This is a genomic window from Clostridium sp. MCC344 (assembly GCF_018785365.1).
GTDB lineage: Bacteria > Bacillota > Clostridia > Lachnospirales > Lachnospiraceae > Pilosibacter.
The window spans coordinates 14,794-35,117 of record NZ_WQPQ01000009.1 but is presented as its reverse complement, the minus strand read 5'-3'; the positions used below and the strand labels follow the sequence as shown (position 1 = coordinate 35,117).

The 20,324-nt window shown below is 49.2% G+C and carries 12 protein-coding genes and 1 other annotated feature; of the genes, 5 read left to right on the top strand and 7 right to left on the bottom strand.

The genetic code is table 11. The annotated features are described in order from the left end of the window. Positions 1-112: 112 nt before the first annotated feature. Positions 113-355, bottom strand: a binding site (T-box leader). Between the two features lie 167 nt (positions 356-522). Both GPK90_RS01880 and GPK90_RS01875 read left to right on the top strand, forming a co-directional pair. Beyond that, entirely contained in the window at positions 523-2,241 is a 1,719-nt protein-coding gene (locus tag GPK90_RS01880; protein WP_215702001.1) for a bifunctional lysylphosphatidylglycerol flippase/synthetase MprF, read from the top strand. Then, positions 2,229-3,104 carry an alpha/beta fold hydrolase gene (locus tag GPK90_RS01875; protein WP_118532198.1) on the top strand — a complete coding sequence of 292 codons (876 nt, stop codon included), beginning with the start codon at positions 2,229-2,231 and terminating at the stop codon, positions 3,102-3,104. The genes GPK90_RS01880 and GPK90_RS01875 overlap by 13 nt, the downstream gene beginning before the upstream one ends. A 72-nt stretch (positions 3,105-3,176) precedes the next feature. Here GPK90_RS01875 and GPK90_RS01870 read toward each other — a convergent pair whose 3' ends face one another. Further along, a complete protein-coding gene (locus tag GPK90_RS01870) occupies positions 3,177-3,656 on the bottom strand; it encodes an acyl-CoA thioesterase (protein WP_215702000.1) in 480 nt (159 codons plus the stop codon). Positions 3,657-3,941: 285 nt separating this feature from the next. Here GPK90_RS01870 and GPK90_RS01865 point away from each other — a divergent pair, with 285 nt between their 5' ends. Together GPK90_RS01865 and GPK90_RS01860 are read left to right on the top strand one after the other, a co-directional pair. Continuing rightward, a complete protein-coding gene (locus GPK90_RS01865; protein ID WP_215701999.1) occupies positions 3,942-5,774 on the top strand; it encodes a DUF885 domain-containing protein in 1,833 nt (610 codons plus the stop codon). A gap of 130 nt (positions 5,775-5,904) precedes the next feature. Next, entirely contained in the window at positions 5,905-6,426 is a 522-nt protein-coding gene (locus tag GPK90_RS01860; protein ID WP_118532180.1) for a nitroreductase family protein, read from the top strand. Positions 6,427-6,560: 134 nt separating this feature from the next. Here the strand turns inward: GPK90_RS01860 and GPK90_RS01855 are convergent, their stop codons facing one another. The 4 genes from GPK90_RS01855 to GPK90_RS01840 all read right to left on the bottom strand — a co-directional run bounded on the left by GPK90_RS01855 (position 6,561) and on the right by GPK90_RS01840 (position 8,741). Then, the gene (locus tag GPK90_RS01855) at positions 6,561-6,923 is read right to left on the bottom strand and encodes a periplasmic substrate-binding domain-containing protein (RefSeq protein ID WP_215701998.1); all 363 of its coding nucleotides are present in this window, start codon (positions 6,921-6,923) and stop codon (positions 6,561-6,563) included. After that, positions 6,859-7,356, bottom strand: coding sequence for an ABC transporter substrate-binding protein (locus tag GPK90_RS01850; RefSeq protein ID WP_118532176.1), 498 nt, complete (start codon positions 7,354-7,356; stop codon positions 6,859-6,861). Before GPK90_RS01850 ends, GPK90_RS01855 begins: the two co-directional genes overlap by 65 nt. Before the next feature lie 160 nt (positions 7,357-7,516). Continuing rightward, a complete protein-coding gene (locus tag GPK90_RS01845; protein WP_346011198.1) occupies positions 7,517-7,978 on the bottom strand; it encodes a MarR family winged helix-turn-helix transcriptional regulator in 462 nt (153 codons plus the stop codon). Positions 7,979-8,207: 229 nt separating this feature from the next. Next, positions 8,208-8,741 carry a spore maturation protein gene (locus GPK90_RS01840; RefSeq protein WP_118532174.1) on the bottom strand — a complete coding sequence of 178 codons (534 nt, stop codon included), beginning with the start codon at positions 8,739-8,741 and terminating at the stop codon, positions 8,208-8,210. 89 nt (positions 8,742-8,830) lie between these two features. On the opposite strand from GPK90_RS01840, the gene GPK90_RS01835 reads away from it, so the two are divergent. Then, positions 8,831-9,187, top strand: a complete 357-nt coding sequence (locus GPK90_RS01835; RefSeq protein WP_118298251.1) for an arsenate reductase family protein — start codon at positions 8,831-8,833, stop codon at positions 9,185-9,187. On the opposite strand, the gene GPK90_RS01830 is transcribed toward GPK90_RS01835, so the two are convergent. Next, entirely contained in the window at positions 9,179-10,237 is a 1,059-nt protein-coding gene (locus GPK90_RS01830; protein WP_215701997.1) for a hypothetical protein, read from the bottom strand. The genes GPK90_RS01835 and GPK90_RS01830 overlap by 9 nt on opposite strands. Beyond that, positions 10,221-20,315: a SpaA isopeptide-forming pilin-related protein gene (locus tag GPK90_RS01825; protein ID WP_215701996.1), complete on the bottom strand. Its 10,095-nt coding sequence runs from the start codon at positions 20,313-20,315 to the stop codon at positions 10,221-10,223. The genes GPK90_RS01830 and GPK90_RS01825 overlap by 17 nt, the downstream gene beginning before the upstream one ends. Positions 20,316-20,324 lie beyond the last annotated feature (9 nt).

Here is a 20,324-nt window from a genome sequence, read left to right as displayed (position 1 = left end):
GCTCTCGCGCAGTCTCTTGCGACAACCTGCCTCCTCGCGCAAGTGTGCGTTTTTGTTTAACAGGACGTTCCTTCGGAGTTTCCTGTCAAATAAAAAAAGCCCGTCTTTAATTATTAAAGACGAGTCTCCCCGTGTTACCACTTTAAATTCGGCGGTGCCTCACGGTCATCGCCCTCACCGGCTGTCAAAAACAGCCTGACACGCTAACGGGCGCTTCCGGCACAGGCTAACACGGTTTCCGCTTTCACCTGCACAGCTCCAGGACCATCTTCTGCCGCCTCTTTGCTCCCCTTTCTCACCAACCGGGGTCTCTGAAAGCTTCCTTTCGGCATACTCTTCCCTTCCAAGCTTTTTCCATATGATGCCTTTAGTCTATCCTGTTCGAATAAATTTGTCAAGGCATCCCGTCGGTTTCCGCGGGAACTTTACTTCCTTTAGTTGATTTTTCACACAAAAAAGACTACACTTTGTGTTACCATAAAACAGATCGTATTCATGATTTTTGCTTCGGAGGAATGACTTATGAATGAATCACAAAAAAGACTGGATGAAAAACGGCAGCTCCGGATCCGTCTGGAGAACATCTCGATCGTTCTGCTCGCCGTATTTTCTTTTTTCCTGTTTCTGCTGACTTTTTTCCCGTTTTCAAGGATCTCCCAGTCCATGCAGGCCTCTTTTGAGATGGGGCGCATGGTCCAGCGTGCCTTTTCCATTGTTCTTTTCGTGCTGTCGCTGCAGTTATGGAAGAGAAAGCGGAATGCATGGATGATCGCGATGGGGATCTTCACACTCAACTTTCTGCGCGGTCTCATCGGGATGGGACATCCGCTGCACAACGGAGTCATGATCTTTGACCTCGTTCTGTTTCTTCTGTTTTTTGCCCTGCGGAAGGATTTCTGTATCCCGGCCGGACGCGAGAACCGGAAGCAGACCGTAACACTTGCTTTTCTTGCCATTGCAGGTGTCCTGATCAATGTCGGGATCACTTGGCATTACATGCAAGTTGGAACCGCTGCCGGATCCTCCGTCTCCTTTGCGGACAGTTTCGCCCAGGGCATCGGCATGATCTTCGGAATGGGCGATCTTCCTGCTTCCATGGCAGACCGTCATGGAACAGAATTTGTCCTTTTCTGGTTCAGCTGGGGCTGCATCCTCGCCGCCATCCTCTGCGCACTGCGTCCATGGCTTCAGAAACAAGCTCATGGAGCCCAGGAGATCCAGCATGCCAGAACACTTTTAAACCTGTACAGCCAGAATCCATGTTCCTACCTGGCGTTGGAAGATGACAAATGTCTGTATTTCGGGCATTCTGTTGACGGAGTTCTGCCTTATGGGACCGTCGGCGATACCATCGTTGTAAACGGCGATCCGGTCTGTAAGGATGAAGATTTTCCTGCACTTCTCGCTGAGTTCCGCGAGTTCTGCCAGAACAGTGCCCACAATATTTTCTTTCTCGGTCTGACCGACTACTACCTGTCGGAATATGAAAAGCAGGGATTCGGTCTCGTAAAAAGCGGGGAGGAAGCGCGGTTTAAGCTTTCTGACTATGAGATCAGCGGCAAGAAGGGCGCCAAGATGCGCATGAACATCAACCATGCGACAAAAGCCGGCATCACGGTCCACGAATACAAAGTGCTGGAGAAACGGGATCCTGATCTCGACCGCGAATTTTACCGGATCACGGACGAATGGCTCGAAGGGAAGAAGAGCGGAATGCTTCAGTTTACGATGGGAACCGTCGGACTCGATGATCCGATGGACAAGCGTTACTTCTACGCCCTGAATTCGGATGGAAAAATGGTTGCCTTTATCGTTTTTGTTCCTTTCCTTGGAAAGAACGGCTACATGGCCGATGTGACGAGACACGGAAAAGATGCGCCGAGCGGTGTCATGGAGACGATCATCTACGAGGCGTTCCAGGTACTTAAAGAAGAGGGGATCGGCTACGGCAGTCTCGGAGTCGCCCCGCTTGCCGGTCTGAACGCAGAGAGTAAAAATCCGATGGAACGCCTGCTCCAGTTTATCTATGACCATTTAAACGCGTGCTACGGTTTCCGGGATCTTTACCGGGCAAAAGAAAAATACAGCCCGACGGAATGGGTTCCGTCTTACTATGCGTACCTTCCGAAATATCCGACGCCGAGCATGCTGTATGCCGCTGTTGAGATCCAGAATCCTCATGGGATACGCGGGTATATTCTCACGCTTTTAAAAGGGGAACTTCACAAATGGAAAAAATGATCTGTCGTCAGGGTATGGCGGATACGCCCAAAGCTTGGATTTATTATAAAGAAAGCGGGCACGGAGTTCCGATCCTGATGCTCCACGGGAACGCGGAGACGCATATGATCTTTGACTTCTACGAGAAAAAATTGTCTGCAAACTACCGGGTGATCCTGATGGACAGCCGTGCCCACGGACGTTCCCGGATCAAGCCAGACAATGCAGATGCTGAGTTTACGACTGCCGATATGGCAAAGGATGCGGCGGCGCTTCTGGATGTTCTCCGGATCCCGTCGTGTATCCTCTTTGGATTCAGTGACGGGGCGAACATCGCACTGGAGTTCGCTTCTCTTTTTCCGGAGCGGACGCTTTCTGTGATCGCTGTCAGCGGAAATATCACGCCTGACGGACTGATCTTTCCCGTCCGGATGTTCTGCATTGGGAAGTACTATTTTTATCGGATCTTGTCCACGCTTTTCCGCACATGTTTTCTTTCACAGAAACGTCCGCGCCGTGTGGACTCACCAGCTTCCCATCCGCAGAAAAAAGGGCATGCATTTGCTGACATGGTCTATTCTCATGTTTTCCGCTGCCAGCAGCTCGCCTCCCTGCTCTGCAACTCGCCGCTGATGACAAAAGAACAGCTGCATGCGATACAGGCGCCGGTCCTTCTTCTTGCGGGGACAAGAGATCTCGTGAAAACCTCCCACTCCCGGCTGATGGCGCGGCTGATCCCGCGTGCGCAGCTCGTCCTTGTGAACGGTGCTACCCATACTTCCATGTTTGGAAGAAAGCAGTTTTATCTGAACGTCATTCTGGACTTTTTGAAAGGGTGCCCGGCAGCGCCTTTCGGATGCATGGCAGCAAAAAAGGACCTTTGATCTGTTTAAGGTCCTTTTTTGTTGGCTGTGTGTTTCACAGTCCTTTATTTATGCGGATATATACGCATTGTTTTAATAATTCTCGATCCGTCTCTGCTTTCTCAGCGCGTTTCTGCGCTCTCCGGCTGCCCATGCAGCTTTTTCTTCCTTGGTTTCCACGATCAGTCCCGGAACGGTTGTCGGATGATCATTCTTGTCGAGTGCTACCATTACAAAATATGCGGTATTTACAAGTTTTCTCGTTCCGTCGAGTGCCTCCACATAGGTATCGACCTGAACCTCCATGGAAGTATGACCCACATAAGTAAGTTTTCCGAATAAGATCAGCGTATCATTCATATACACTGCTTCCTTAAACTGAAGGCTGTCCACAGAAGCCGTTGTCTGGTTGCAATGGGAATGTCTTCTCGCTACAACACCCGCAACGATATCGATCCACTCCATCAGCTGTCCGCCGAAAAGTCGGCCGGCACCGTTGATATGGCTCGCAAGAACGATCTGTGTCTGTTCTACTGCTGATTCTGATACATGACGCATTAATCTTTCACACATAATTCTGTTCCCCTCTCCTCATTCTTAGATGATCCCCGTCTGCTGGGTCTTCCATCCGCAGACGCTGGTGCCAAATGTGCATTTTGTTCTTGGATGCCGCACATTTGTCTTTCTGTCGCGATACTACTCAGTATATCCTCTTCCGCGCTTCTTTTCAACCTTGAAAAGAAAAGTTCCTGTATTTGTAAGTAAAAAAAGTTCTGTATTCCCTCATCTGATTCATATATTGAACCAGTCAGCTTCCGTATTGATCCTATTGGCAGCTGCATCCGGGAGGTTCTTTTTATGAAATGGAAACACATTTGGGCAGCTGCTCTGGCACTCTTTTTCCTGTTCATTCTCACTGCCTGCGGAAATGAGCGGATTTTCTCTACCAGTCCGGCGGAGACCGGGGAATCTTACTCTTCCAATGACTTTTCATCCGGCAATCCCGCCACTTCTGAAAAATTTTTAAAGCTCCAGGCAGATTTCGACTCATTCTGCTCTGACCTTTTCCGCACCGAGATGGAGTCTTCCAGCACTCTGGATCTCCACTACACTCTGCTTCACCCGGAAAATTACGGGATTAACGCGGGGGATGTCTCCCTTGGCACTTACCGCCTGTCCGAGCTCATCACAAATCACCATGACCTCCATGATCTCCGAAAAAAACTCAACGACTTTGATCCTGGCTCCTTATCAGCAGACCAGCAGGTCCTTTACGATTCTCTTTCCGCGATAACAGACACCACTCTTATGGCGGAAGGTCTCGAGCTCTACGAACAGCCGCTTGCCCCCACCATCGGGATCCAGGCGCAGCTCCCGATCCTGCTGTCGGAGTATTCTTTCCATTCTATCCAGGATGTCGAAGACTATCTCTCTCTGCTTTCCCAGCTCGACTCCTATTACGGTGATATTCTTTTCTTTGAGCAGCAAAAATCTGATGCCGGACTCGGTCTGTCCGACGCTTCGATCGACCGGATCATCGAATCCTGTGAAAGTTATCTCATTGACCCGGAAGACAATTTCCTGACGGAGACCTTTGAAAGCCGCCTGAAATTTCTGGAACATGAGATCACTCTGACAGAACAGCAGAAAACTGACTTTCGTTCCCGTCATCTTGACATGATCAAAAACGCGTTTTTGCCCGCTTATCGCCATCTGATCGACGGGCTTTCAAGCTTAAAAGGGCGCGGGATCAACGAAAGCGGTCTCGCCGGATTCCGGGACGGAAAGCAGTACTATGAATATCTTGTAAGATCAGGTCCCGGTCTCTCCTATCGTACGATCGAAGAGTTGAAAACTGCGCTGTCTTACCGGATGCAGAAAGACCTGGAGACAATCTCCTCTTTTTCCAAAACTGCCGCTTCCGATCTCACTTTTTCCTGTACACAGCCTGACCAGATCCTTACAGATCTTCAGGATCAGATGAATTCTGACTTTCCGGCGCTGTCTGATGCTGCCAGGCAGTACGAGATCCGCTATGTCCCGGTCCAGCTGGAAGCGGCGTTGAGTCCTGCATTTTATCTCACCGCACCGCTCGATGATCCCGCTCAGAATGTGATCTATATCAATAACGGCAGTACCGGCGCAGCGGATGAACTTTATCCCACGCTCGCCCATGAAGGTTTCCCCGGACATCTCTACCAGACAGTCTATTTCCGGGAACATGCGAAACATCCACTGTCCGCCCTGCTGACCTGTTCCGGCGCAGCGGAAGGCTGGGCGACTTACGTGGAAAATCTGGCCTGGTCCTATGATAATGGTGTTTCCACAGAAACCAGCGCCTATCATGCCGCCATGCGGTCCTTTTCGCTCTGTTTTCACTCCCTTTTGGACATCGGGATCAACTACGACGGCTGGTCCAAAGATCAGGCCGCCGCGTTTATCCGCACCTGTTTTGACGCAGACGATGATCTGGTAGAAGAGCTCTGGCAGACAATGATTGACAGTCCCACGAACTATCTCGAATACGCTGGGGGATACGTGGAGATCATGGAAATGCGGGAAGAGGCGGAAAAAGCACTCGGGAACCGGTTCTCCGCAAAAGAATTTCACAGATTTCTTCTCGATCTCGGACCCATGCCGTTTTCTGTCATCAGGAAATATTTCAGACTATGGCTTGAGAAGAATGCATGAAATCGCGAATCGTGATATAATGAGCGCAAGAAAGCCGGAAAACTGTCTGCAGATTTCCGGCAAGCGGCGAATGCTGATCACGATCGCTGCACCAGCTGCATACATCAAGCGAGTACAGGAGGAAATCTCAATGAACGAAGTCATGAACAATATCCTTACAAGAAGAAGCATCCGTAAATTCACCGACACTCCAATCTCCAGAGAGATCCTTGACGATCTGGTACAGGCAGCTCTCCACGCGCCGAGCGGTATGGGAAAACAGACCTGGAAATTTACGGTGGTGACAAATAAGAATGCCATCAAACGTCTGGCTGAGGCGATCAAAACCACATTAAACCGCCCGGGATATGATCTGTACTGCCCGGCTGCCATCATCATACCGTCCAATCTGCGCGACAGTAACTGGGGAAAAGAAGATGATGCCTGCGCTCTCGAAAATATCTTTTTAGCTGCCAATTCCTACGGAGTCGGCTCTGTCTGGATCAACCAGCTCCAGAATATCTGCGATACTCCGGCAATCCGTGACATCTTAAATGATTTTGGTGTTCCAGCCAATCATGTAGTCTATGGGATGGCTGCTTTAGGCTATCCGGATCCGGATACTGTGATCCAGCCGAAAGAGCGGATCGGAAAAGTTGCCTATATCGAATAATCGAAAGCTTTCCGGCGCTGCTGTTTACCGCGGTGCCAGTCTTTATACACATACAGTTACAGACACATAAATACCTGGTCAGAGTGAAGTGATCCATCTCTGCCAGGTATTTTTATCCGGATCTTTGTGCTGATCTACTCTACGTATCCCGCATTCCAGAAGTAGAGTCCGCTGTAATTATTTAAGCCTTTTACATGATCATTCCATGCATAGTTTGCAATATAATGACCAAAATTGATGACTGCCAGATACTGCCAGGAATATTCCTGAACTTTATCCCATGCTGCTTTCGCATCGTCCATGTTTGTTGCCGTGTTCATGTCATTTAAAAGGCTCTGAAGCGTCTCATCATCATTCCAGCCAGCGTAGTTCGGTCCAAAATAGAGTTTCAAGGACGGGATCGGCACCTGGGAGAATGTGCAGATATACATATCATATGCTGTCGGATCGGTGCTCTGCGCCTGGAGTGTCGGCCAGTCTACGATATTCAGTTCCACCGGGATGCCGACTTCTTCCAGCTCCGACTGACTGCATGGTCACTGCCATATAATCCATCTTATTCAGGGTCGCTGCTGTCAGTCTCAGCGGAGTTCCATCATATCCATGTTCCTTCAGGATCTCTTTCGCCTTTTCCGGATCGTGTACATTGTATTCCTCAGATCCGGCATCCGTGTACCAGAACGGCTGTGCTTCATCCATGTAGCAAGACCCCATCGTAAAGCCATTGGCCCCATAGGTTGCCGTCATGACTTCCTCATAATCAAGTGCATAGCTGACCGCCTGACGGAACCACTGATTCGCGCAGAGCCCTTCTTTATGATTGATGATCGGTGCAATGGTCCCCTGCTGTGTGGAGTAAACCGTGACATCGTCCAGACCGGAAACCCGGTCCACATCATCCGCCGGAAGATTAAATATTGTTTTTATCAACTTTGCTTAATATTTTTAAGTTATATTTATATATGCTTTACTTTTTTAATTCAACTTTTTATTGCTTTCTCTCTGCTATCACGACAGTCGCTAAGGTCTCGCGCAAATTAAAAATACGCACCTGACTTCTCGCTGAAACAGCGATCGTGCAGTGCGCATTTTATTCCCGTCCTGTTTTGTTCTCCTCTTCCTTATCCCGAAACCAGTTGTCCAGCTTCGTGAGTCCACGGATCAGGATCTTTTTCTCATCCTCGTCAAATTCATCCAGGATCGAGGTGATCATTTCTTTATGGAATCTCGCATGGTGGATAAACGCTTTCTTTCCCTTATCCGAAAGCGAGATATATACGACCCTGCGGTCTTCCTCCCCGCGTTCCCTCTTCACATACCCTTTTTTTACCAGGCTGTTCATCGCGATCGTCAGGGTGCCTACCGTGACAGAGAGTTCTTTTGCGATCGATGACATGTTTTTCGGTGTTCCCATACCGATGGCCTCGATCACATGCATATCATTGTTTGTTATATCCTGGAACTCCTGGGTGATGATCGCCTTCTCCTCAACGTCCATGATGCTGCGGAACAGTCTCACCAGGATCTCGTTCAATACTTTATAATCGTCCAACCGTGGAATCCTCTTCCTCTCTGGGCTGTCCAACCGCAATATCCGATCTTCCTGACGCCCCGGATCTTTTGTTTTTTACGGCTTTTATTATAAACGATTCCAATTCACGACACAACCGATTTTCTCCGGTTTTCCGCTTTTTCTGTGAAAATACACTACAGTACACGGACGCCCCACCGCCGGGCTGTAACAAGATTATGCCGATGCTTCGCATTCCGACCCGGCTGTATCAGGTATGGAATAATTGCCCCGTCAAAAAGATACTTGCAGCGATCCCAGCCGCTGTTGCAGCAAGAGCTCCAGGCAATGTCCAGCGTGTCTTTCGGATATGTGCAGACATAAAATACACACTCATGGTATAAAACACTGTCTCCGTACACCCCATCATGATAGAAACCATATTTCCGACCAGAGAATCCGGCCCATATTCTTTAAAGATGTCAAGGATCAGACCAACGGCTGCAGAGCTGGATACGATCCTCACCAGAATGATCGGGATTACCGGAACAGGGATATGGCAGAGTGCGGCGGGAATCTTCAGAAGTTCCGATACTGCTTCAAGAATCCCCGAAGCTCTTAAAACTCCCACCGCTGTCATCAGTCCGATCAGAGTCGGAAGTACATCCGCCACAGTGTGCATTCCTTCCTTTGCGCCATCCAGAAAATCATCGAACACCGGTCGTTTTGCAAGGATTCCGGAACCGACGATATAAAATACCGTGAGCGGTACCATAAATTCTGAAAGAAAGATCAGAATATCCATATTTCTTTCCGCCCGATCAACATCTTCTCCTTTTCATTGTATTCTCCGGAAAAATCCATTATACTAAGCACATGGAGGTGTTTTTCACTATGAATATTCTTTTTCTCGAATATCCGCCGTGTTCCACCTGTCAAAAGGCAAAGCGCTGGCTCGATGAGCACCAGGTATCTTATACCAGCCGCCATATCAAGGAAAATAATCCCAGTGTGGCAGAACTGACAGAATGGTACAAAATGAGCGGACTTCCGTTAAAAAAATTCTTTAACACCAGCGGACTTCTCTATAAATCCATGGGACTGAAAGATAAACTCCCGACTATGAGCGAGGAAGAACAGATTGCCCTTCTGGCAACTGACGGCATGCTCGTAAAACGTCCGTTAGTGATCGGTGACTCCTTTGTTCTCACCGGTTTTAAGGAAAAAGACTGGCAGGAAAAGCTAGGGTGACTGACGCCCTGGCTTTTTTCCGCTTTTCACAAACAGCCAGATTCCCGCTGCCAGTAAAAGTACACTTACAAAACTCACCGTTATCGTCGTGATATGGCTCTCCAGCCATTCAATGATCCGCTCTGCGAGACTTGCCTGTACAGTTTCTTCGGAAGTATCCGGGATCGTTTCCGGCTGGCTCATGATCTCCGGCTCTGGTTCGATCCCTGTCTCATCTTCCGTTTCCGGGAGAACTTCCTCATAAATTCCAATATACTGCTTTCCTTCCAGATCCGGTGTCCGGATCTGACCGCCGTACTTCGCTTTTACGTTTCGGACCAGTTTGCTTCCAACTGCGGCTGCGTTTCTGCATATCACCTCCCCATCTTCATAAGGTTCGCCGTCCCACTCCACGCGGTCTACCCGGTAATACTCCCGGGACAGTCCGGCGAGATCCAGAAGTTTTTCTCCGTAGTCAGCAAGATCCGCATTCCCGGGGATCTCCATATCTCCCAGATAAAATGAGTCTGCTCCATACCCGGAAACCGTGGCCGAAAAAGAAAAGGTATCTGACCATTCTCTCGATATTTCTTCCACATCCACAAGAGAAAGCTCCCGCTCAAACTCTGTGCCGGACTCCTCATCGATCAGGGGAACATCCGCTGTCTCCGGCACTGTATCATCTCCTTCCAGATCATATGGGATTGTCACCTGGGCATACGTCATTTCTCCTGTTTTCTTTGCGTTTCGGATTCGCGTTGATACCAGACGGTATTCTTTTTCGCCCTCGGTCCTTGTCTCTTCCGGTAGAAATTCCTCTCCCCCACCCGTAAATATGGGGCTTTCATACGTCAGAGTCTCTTTTTCTTCTCTTTTTTTCTCCGCAGGCGATGTCTCTTCTCCGGACAGAGTTTCTTCCACCTGCAGCTTTCTTTCCTCTGACGGCAATTTTTCCGCGAATGCAGGCATGAAAAAAGATACACATAAGAGAACTGCCTCCATTCCTAAAAATCCGAATATTTTTCTGACCGGAAGCCGGATTTTCCGGCTTCCATCATTTTTCATCCTCATGTTCATTGTTCCTTTCTTCTCTCTCCTTTTTTATGTGAAGATACCAGAGTCCAAGGAATCCGACAAACAGACCGGTTACTGCAAGCTCTGGTCTTCCCGTATCTCCCGTTTCCGGGGTTCTGAGATCTGTCCTGCCTTTTTGGTGGACGTGCCCCTTTCCGCTGCCTGAAAATTCCCGTTCATAGCGTACCGTGATCGTCCCATATGTTTTTTTCCGTTCCGGTTCCGGTTCTGTCTCAGGCTCTGTCCACTCCGCTTCCACCGGTTTCTTTGGCTTCTCACCAGGAACAGATGGCGTCGGACGTTCCGGCTCCGTTGGTGTTTCCGGCGTCTCCGGCATTTCCGGTTCCGTCGGTGTTTCCGGAAAAGTCGGGATATCGGGTTCTGTCGGCTGTTCCGGCTCCGTCGGTGTTTCCGGTTCCTCCGGCGGCTTTCTTCGATCCGTCATCTCGATCTTCACGAAATTTCCGTTCTCCGGCACTGTAAAGGAAATGGATTCCGCGAGCTCGTACCCGTCAGGAGCGGATATTTCTGTCAGAATATAGTTCTCACCTGCCGTCAGCTTTCCTTCTACAAGATGCGGAGTCTTCCCGGATATCCAGGAATCAACAAGCCTTCCATCAGAAGTTTTTAACTCCAGGGAAGCTCCCGGAAGTTCTTCCCCTGTCGTGAGATCCAGTTTACTGAATCCGGCTCTTGTCGTTTTATTTTCGACAGAAAGTTCATACAGCTGGATCAGATCCTCTTTTTCCCTGTCAAACACGACCGAAAAGGTTTCTTCACAGCGTCCGTATCCCGGAGGTGGCATGAGCTCCCGAACTGTATATTCATACATGATCCAGGCTCCATGATCCAGATATCCGATTGAAAGTTCCGGCGATAACGCGATCCCATCTTCACCAGTCGCAAACACAGTTTTCTCCCCTGTCTGTACACAGACAGCTTCAAACCAGGCACCGGAAAGCCGCAGATCTTTATCATCCGCATCCGTCTTCCTGATCCTGATGCGCCCAAATGCTGCCCGTTCCTCCGGTTTCCGTTTATTTTCCACTTCATAACGGATAACGGTTCCGGACTGATCCACTGTGATCAGCATCGGATCTGCTCCCTGATATCCATCCGGAACCTTACTCTCCAGAAGCACATATTTTCCTTCCGGAAGCCGGTCGATCCGGTGCAGACCGCCTCTTGTATCGTAGCTGGTCACTTCCGGGAAGCTGCCGGAAAATCCGGAACGGTAACGGAACTGATACTCAAATGCCGGTGACGGCTGACCATTCTGCGTTAATTTTTCCGGATTTCCATTTGCGGATACAGAAACCTGCATTCTGCTTCCATCCGATAGCTTCCAGAGCTGCAGGATGATCCCCTGATCCTCTGTTTCTTTATTCTCCAGAAGTCTGGCCTCTCCGGAGATCACTCGTCCCGTGATTTCTTTTCTCCATGAAAACTGTTCAAATCCATTTCCATACTCGCCAAACATCTTTTCATACGCCTCCGGGACCGCCGGAAGGTACTCTGACAGGTCATCTGCCTTCCAACTGTCTGCAATCCGGTCTTTCCGGTACCCATAAGTACCGTTCTCCATCTTCACCTCCCCGTTTTCATCAAGATCCGCTTCACAGAGAACAAATTCGGGAGACGCCGGCCAGGACAGCGCTTCTTTCTCGCCGGACGTATTTCTCTCAAACTTAAGGATCTCCAGTTTTGTATGGTCATCCTTCAGGACAAAGCTCTGCAGCTCTTTTGTCTCTTCCACTGTGATCTCCATCGAAGCAGGAAGATAACCAGGCGGAGTCTCCAGCTCCTCCAGGATATAGTTTCCCACCGGAATTCCCTCAAAATACTTTGGTTTTCCATCCGTAATCCACAGCGCCGTCACCGGAACTTTGTGATTGTCCAACGGGTCTTCTGAGCTCCACACAGCAGGCGTCTCTTCTGCCTTCACAAGGTAGTATCCTTTGGGGTATTTCTCATGATCCGCAGAATTCACACGCTTCGCTTTAAAGAGCGCAAGTTTTGCTCCTTTGACAAACTTCTGACCGTATGATCCGCGGATCTCCGTCCCGTTTTCTTTATTCTGGCTGTCCGTCCCGTTTTCGATATTCTGAACATAGCTTTCTGTCCCGTCTGTCTTTGCAATCTCCACCTTCGTCTTCTCATCTGACAGGACGACTCTCTGGATTTCTTTTGTCTCATTCACCTCCACTGCTGCCGGAAGCGCACGCACATACCCATCCGGCGCCTCCAGTTCCTCAAGAATGTAGCTTCCCGGGATCACACGTCTTAAAAGATCCGGCTGTCCATCCGTCTCCTCATCCGTGCTGCCGTCCTGGATCGTTTTCTCACCGCTGACCCATACATTCGGAATGATCCATACCTCTCCCTTTCTGTGTTTTAAAGGTACATCATCCGCCTCATCCTCCGGATCCCCTACATCAAGAAGATCCTCTCTCCTGTTCAAGTGGTATGCCGCACGGTTCTCCATTTCCAGAAGATCTTCATACCGGTATGTCACATAATCCCCATCCCGGTCATAGACCGATTCTCCTTTCTTGTACACGGCGCCGCTTTCCGGATAATATTTTACCAGTCCAAACTCATCGAGAACTGGTTCCATCTTTTTTTCGAAACGGCCTGTTTTCGGGTTCCATGTCCCAGTAATATAGGCATTCTCAGTTTCTTCTGCGATTTCTGCCGGTCTTCCGGTCAATATTTTCCGTCTTCCGATCAGATTCCCCGATGAATCCGTCTCTTTTACCACCGGCCACACGTAAAAGACCGGTCGTTCCCTTCCATACCTTCCAATCTCCATCTTCCTCACATATGCCAGTCCCGTATAGGGATCTGTTTCCGCGTCCCTGCACAGGAATGAGTCAAGATGAAACAGCGTAGTCTCCGAATCCATCGAGGTAAACGCCTTCGACTTCCGATCATATACAAGTTTTGAGAAATCGCCTCCAGATACTTCAAATACAGGTTTTCCATTTTTCAGCGCGTAGATCGATCTCGTATCAAAGGTGATCTTCTGCCGCCGCCCTTCCCGGTCATAGCCGTAAAGAGTTCCATCTTTTCCTTTCGTTATCACATCAAGATTCCCGAGATCGTAGAGCAGGACCGGGGTATCCGGTCTCTTCACGGTCCTGAGTTTCCAGATTCCTTCGCCCCGGGTATCATTTTCCGATCCTGGTTCACGAGAGAATTCCTGTTTTTCTCCTGCATATTCCTCCTTTACGACAATATCTGTCACATTTCCGTTTCTGTCCCTTGTGACCTCCACACCTTCAAATGCGTAGTCCTCGGAATCTCCGGTCGTTTCTACCCGGATCGCGTCATAAAGCGCAAGTTTCGCTCCGGTTACATATGGGTTCTCATGATCTGCCGTTTCAAGCCTTTTTGTCACATAGCCGTATCCCTGAAAGACACCGTTCTCATAAACGAGCTCCACCCTCTCTCCGGCATGTTTCCGCTCTTCCAGTATCTCCAGTGTCCCTTTCTTCCAGCCAAATCCCTGGTATATCCCTGCATGATCATAGGCAAGGTCGAGATTCTCCAGTCCATACTGTGCGCGAAGTTCAGAGATCGTACCTTCCACGCGGCCTGATACCTTCATTCCACGAGTTGTATCTATTGTCTTTGTTTTTGAAACTTCCAGAATTGTTGCGGTATTTTCCGCGTAGATTCTGGCTGTATCCGTGACATTCTTCGGATGGATCCCCTTCGGATCCTGCTCATATCCATAAACGGATGCTGCCGTTTTCTCTTCCGTCCAGCCACCGGAATACAGGATCCTGTCACTGTAGATTTCCACCGCCACAGGTCCTGAACGTACATATCCAGACGGCGCCTTTATCTCTGCCAGCACATAGACTCCTGCCGGAAGAGGATTTGGCGTTTTCGCGTAACCTGCTGCCTGAAGAATCCCCTTTTCCGCAATATCCCGGATTGTTGGGATCGCCAAGAGCGTTCCCGTCTGCAGTCCATCTCTGTCCGTAAAGCTTACAAGATCTTCCTCATGACAAACCGGCGTTCCCGCAGGAACCGTTCCATAAAAGAGTTCTCCGGCTCCAGGCGCTTTCCGCGCAAACGGCCGGATCTCCTTCGCTCCCATCGCTTCCAGAAAATATCTGCTTCCCAGGATCATCGTATCAGCCGTGTAACACGTTACAGCTCCATCACCATTCTCTGCCTCATTTCTCTCTGCACGGTAGATCCCGAATACTGCGTCATCGTAAAGGATCGGTTCCCCTGTTTCCGCATCAAGCTTTTCAATTCTCACATCAGCATAATATTTCCGGTCCAGAAATGATTTTTCTCCATATCCTGTCCAGCTCTTGTCATCTTTCTGCTCATTCGGATCTACAATGCTCCATGGAACCAGCATCGGCGCATATTCTCCGTTACGAGCTGTTTTTACCCCTGTCATCGTCTCCTTTCCATCCGTTTTCGCTCCGTATTCGCTGTCTGACCGATAGTGATAATATCGCCCCACCTTCCCGTTTCCATAAGGTTCATAATGGCCGGTCTTTGCTTTTTCTGAGAGGCCATATGGATAAACTTCAAAATCCCCGTCATTGCTGTGGGCACTGATCACATACTCCCACAGCTCCTGCTGCTGATTTTTGTCCCACTCCTCATTGAAGCGGATCAGGTACTTTTTCGCAAGATCCCATGGGGAATACGCTCTCTTATAAATATAGTTTTCTCTCTGATCATCCCCGGACTGTCCTGCTGCCTCCGGAAGGAAGATCTCCTTCGGCGCATCAATCTCATAATGCCTGTTCTTAAAGTCCAGTAATTCAGATGCATACGGCTGTTCCTCTGCGATCACATACTCTCCGTATGGGAGATATTCAGAAACTGCCGCAGCTGCCTCTTCCTTTGTCTCCCCATTTTTCTTTTGAACGGTCAGAGTTGTCTGATCTCCGTCAGAACCACCGTCCTCCTCGCTGTCCCATGCGATCGCGTAGATCTTTCCAAGATCATATCGAAAAAATGGCTGCAGATACTCCTCCGCCTTTTGGATCGCAAGAAAAAAGGCATGGTCGTACTGCTCATCCGGATATTTGCTCTCCTTATACTGCAGATTTTCCATCTCCTCTTTCAGATACCAGTCGATGGCGAACTGCCGGACCGCATCCGAGCGCTTTGTGTTTTCTTTCGCATATTCTGAAGTATTGATCTCATTTTTCTTTCCGCTGATAAGGCTGGACGCAAATGGTTTAAATGACGTATTCCACAGTTTTCCCTTTCTCTTCCAGCGATCTGTATCCGCCGTTCGGATAGCCGCGAAGAACTTTTCATAGTTATACTCGTGAATCGTTCCTTCTCCCTGGTCAGAATCTTTCCTCTGCGCCACCGTCTCCAGTACCTGTCGGATTTCCTTTCTCGTATAGATCTTCTGCACCAGCTCTGGAAAATGTTCCCGGTATTCTTCGATCTGCACCGGATTTCCGTTTTTATCTGCCCAGGAAATCTCTCCGTCTTTTGTACAGAAAATTCGTTCCAGATTGGACTTCAGGTAGATCTTAAAGCGGAAATTCCCGATATTTTCTCCGTCGTCCGTCTTTTTTTCCACGCGTATTTTCTGTTTCACAGGCCGCTCAAGAACAATTGCCGGTGTCAGTCCCGTATCCCCGTCCTCGCTGATCTTATCCTGCCCGCAATAGATCAGCCGCTTTGCGATAATATAGGTATCGGAAAGATCCCGGTTCTTCGAAACAGACGCTGCAAGAGCTGCACCCGAAAACCTTACAAGGTATTCCGCATAGCCGATCCGGTCTCCCGCCCGATATCCCCGGACATTCGCATTTCCAAGCATCCGGATCTCTTTTTCCGTCAGAACATGGCTTTTTTCCGGAAGTTTTGCAGTAAAGTTTAAAGTAAGACTCGTCTTTTTATCATTGAATTCTTTTCCAAAAGAATCCTTCCCCGCGGTCTTTATATGGATCCTGTATACACCGTTTTTTTCCTCTCTCACCACATCCGGAAGTTCCACGTCTTTTTCCACGACTTCTTTTTCTGTCGTGATCTCGATCTTATCTTCCGTCTTTGTAAGTGGAACGCGGTATCCATGTGCCGGATCTCCAGACAGGTAATCGATCACGTCTTCCCCTTTTTTATGGTAAACCATGACCTGATGCATGATCTCCGTCAGTTTTCCATCCGTTCCCGGCATCATGACCGGGGTCAGTGTCGCGTCAAGATAATATCTTCTGCCTCTGCCGTTCCCGAGCATGTACTGTCTGTCCACCTGAAACCGATACTTTCCACTGTTTTTATATTCCTGGTAGACCCAGCGAAGATTTACCGGATCCTCGTATACGGCATACACGCAGTCCACCGTTTTCCTTCCATTTTCCGTTTTCGATGTGAAAAATCTTCGATTCCCGATCGAGGATGCCCCGGCGTACAGGGTGATCTGATAGTGGTCTCCTTCTCTTCTGATCATGTCGATCCCACCAAAATTCCACTGGGGATGTTCCTGATACCAGGTGAAAATATTCTGCATGAGATCCAGGATACTGTCATTCTTTTTGCATGTGACAGAGATTTCCTGTACTGCTGCCCCATATACTGTTTTTTTCGCTGTTTCTCCTGGTTCCGTCGTCATACCCCAGACATCTGTCTGACCTTTTTTCACTCCCCGGTTGTAAATCGGTGCAGTTTCCATAGAACGGATCCCTCCTGCAGTAACCGGGACATCATATCCGTTCTTTCCGAGGATTTCCTCCGTCTGCGCTTTCAAAAAGAGAAACGCGTCTGCTGTTTCGTCTGAAAGATCACATTCCTCCAGTTTTGCCTGAAAACGTTCATCGTCCTCATCGACAGACAGATTTTCAAGGCGCATCGGTATTTTCTCCGGGATCTGCTCCACCTTTAAAATCTGCGGTTCCATTCGGATCACCGGTTCCTGCCCGGTGATCTTTCCCGCTACGTTACGTTCCGGCTGATAGAGAAGGTCACTGGAATCGCTTTCCGCCTGCTTCCATATCGTTCTTCCTGCCGCATCTTTCACGATCACGGTCTCTGTTCCCGTCACATGAGGTCCTGTGACCAGCTCTTCTCCTGTATCGACACGATAAAACTTTGTCCCTTCCGGGAAGCCGCAGGCGAGGATCTCATATCCTCCATCTCCGTTTTCCCCGGCAGTTCCCGAGGAACTCACCGTAAATGCAAGTTCATCGTATCCTTTTCCGCTTCCATCATCGCCTTCCATCGCAGCCGCAAGCTCCGGCATCGTAACCACCGCAGTTCCATTGGCATCTGTCACAGAATCCGGCACATCATATCCGCTTCCCCGGTTTGTAATCTGCTGCTCCATTCCATTTACAGAAAGTTCATATCCCTCGCTTCTTGAGAGCTCCTTTATATAATATTTTCCAAGGATCAGCGGACGTCCGATCCAGCAGTTTCCGTTCTTTTCTCTATTCTTCTGATAAAGATTTTCCGGTCCGTTCCAGGAAATATCATTTCTTTTGCTGATCTTCCCTTCCCCGTAATCGTATTCCATCCCCGGTTTTACGGTATAACACAGGAAATCTGCATTTCCGTCCTGATCTGTCGATGCCGCAGCCACAAGATCATTCTTCCTGTAGACGATCCCTGTATTTGTCAGGGTCCCGTTTCCCGCTACTTCTGCGTCCGGATGGATAATGTCTTCCGCCGCGAAAAGACCGTAAACAGCCCCCTGAAGTGTTCCGTCCCCTTCTGTATCCCCGTAGGATGAATACTTATCAGATTCTCCCCGGAAAAGGTCCAGATCTTTTTTTGTAATATGGATCCGTCCTTCCGTCCGGTGGTCATAGACATGCCATGCATCCCCACAGTTTTCCGCTCCGTTACAATGCGAATATTTTCCGGGATCCCCGGTATTCAGATGCCGGATCCCATCTTCCTCTGCATCTGCCAGGATATCCGCAAAATCTCCAACACCTTCAAACTCACCCCAACCGTCTGATCCTCCATTTTCCTCTTCCTCATCCTGATCTTTTCCCCGGAACAAGTCATAAAGCATCCGGAAAATACTTTTCTTTTCCGCATTGGACTCCGTCGCCCTGACAGCCGCAGCTTCTGAGTCGGAAGCAGTTCTCCTCAGAACATTTCCCATCGTGCTTTTCACCATCGGTATTTTTCTTTCTGAAACACTGTTCTCACCCATACTTCCATTTCCCGAATACCAGATGTTTTCCGCGATCTCGCGGCTGCTTCCGGACACCTTCTCCGCATTCGCTCCTGCCTCGGAAGAATCCGTCATGATCATCTCCACCGGAATATCATCCTGATGCAGATCATGGAGTATATACCCACTTCTCGCCTGGATTTCTTTCCAGGTATAAGTAAAACGCAGTCCGATAAATTTCCGGTAAGTCTCTTCACAATCTGCTTTACAGCCGGATCCTTCAAATGCATCCTGAGACGCGGCACGGTTCTTTCGCATCATCCCGGCGCCTTCCCGGCTTCTTCCGTCTGCTTCTCCGCTCTCCAATACCTCCTTCACTTCGTCATAGACACTCTCATCTGCAAGCCAGTGGAAGTGGCATCCGCCGTCCGCCTCTGCCTCGCAGGCCTCTGCTAACTCCAGCCACTGTTTTGCCGCCGCCCGGTTATTGTCCCGCGTCTGTTCTGCCGCCTCCTCATAGGCATCGCTTTTCCCATCACCTTTTCCCTGTTCTTCAGGCATATTTGCCCAGGATGGAGCGGCATGTCCGTCGCAATATGTCTTTTCATAGGCATACTTTCTGGTATCGCGATAAGTAATTTCACCCTTTTCATTCGTGGTTCCTTCAGAAAACACCTGGAAGTCTCTCCATGGACGAAAACTTAAATTTTTTTCCGCAAGTTTTCCCTCTCCATCCGCCTTTGAGATCTTATCCTGATCCTCAAATCTTTCATACAGATAGAACTGGCTTCCCTTTAACGGCATTCCCGTCTCATCATCATGTTTTACGAGTCTGACATTATAATCCGCCGAAAAAGTCTCTTTATGGCGATAGATCTGAAATTCCAGTGTCGGCGTCTCTGCTCCGTATTCCTGCCTTTCGTCTTTTTCTCCTCCGTCCTGGCTGATCACAAGATAAAATACCATATCCGACGGAATGATCCTCATATCCGCTTTGTAGAGTCTCTGGTGTTCCGGTGCGTTGATGCAGACCTTAAAATCCATCCACTCCCGGAGATATTCCGGATTCCAGCTGCCTTCCGTGTACCAGCCGGAATTTCCTCTCATCGTGATCTTATAACGAACCGTAGTCTTATTATATTTTTCTTCATCTGTCATACTGCTGCCGACCGCATTTTCGTTTGCAGTCGCCGAGCCGTTATTATGGATGCGGATCGCGTCTCCGCTCCAGGTCACCTCATACAGATTTGTACCCATCACAGATTTTGCAATATTTTTATCCTGGGAGGCATCCAGCCAGCCCACATTTCCCCCGGTCGATCCATTGTCCCAGACACTCTGAGGTTCGATCTTCGCAATATCGCGGATAAACTCCTTTCCGAGCACAAATTCTGTATCCAGTGCCCCCGGTCCGTCGGAAAAAGGCAGTACCTGGAATGGCACTGCCGTATCTTCTGAAGTCGCTCCCCGGATCGCGTCCGGTGCTTCTTTCCCCGCCGCCAGTCCGACCGATGACGCCTGCTCCATTGCAGCGATCGCGCGATCTTCGATTTCCGGATTGTCAGCCACCCAGGCAAATTTTGTTCCGGCATCGTCTTTCACATATTTTACGATATTGGCACTCGATGTTGTGGAGGCAATTTCCGCATAGAGGCCCGGATCAAATTTTTTTGCCGCGTCCTTTAACGCTGACCAGTTATCCGGATACGCCCAGAATAGCCGTTTCGCCTGCGTCTCCGTAAGGGGAGACGGCATCGTATCAAATTTATACATGTCATACCGGTCGACTTTTTTCCATCCTTTTCCTCCATCGAGGCAGTAGAACGGTGCCGTCGATTTCTGCGGCCATATATCCGATGCCTCGGACGGGAACGGGAGTGGAATCCCCACTCCCGTGATCGTCATGATAACCGCCAGAAAACCGGCTATCCATCGCCTTCTTTTCTTCTTTTCCATCCTGATCCC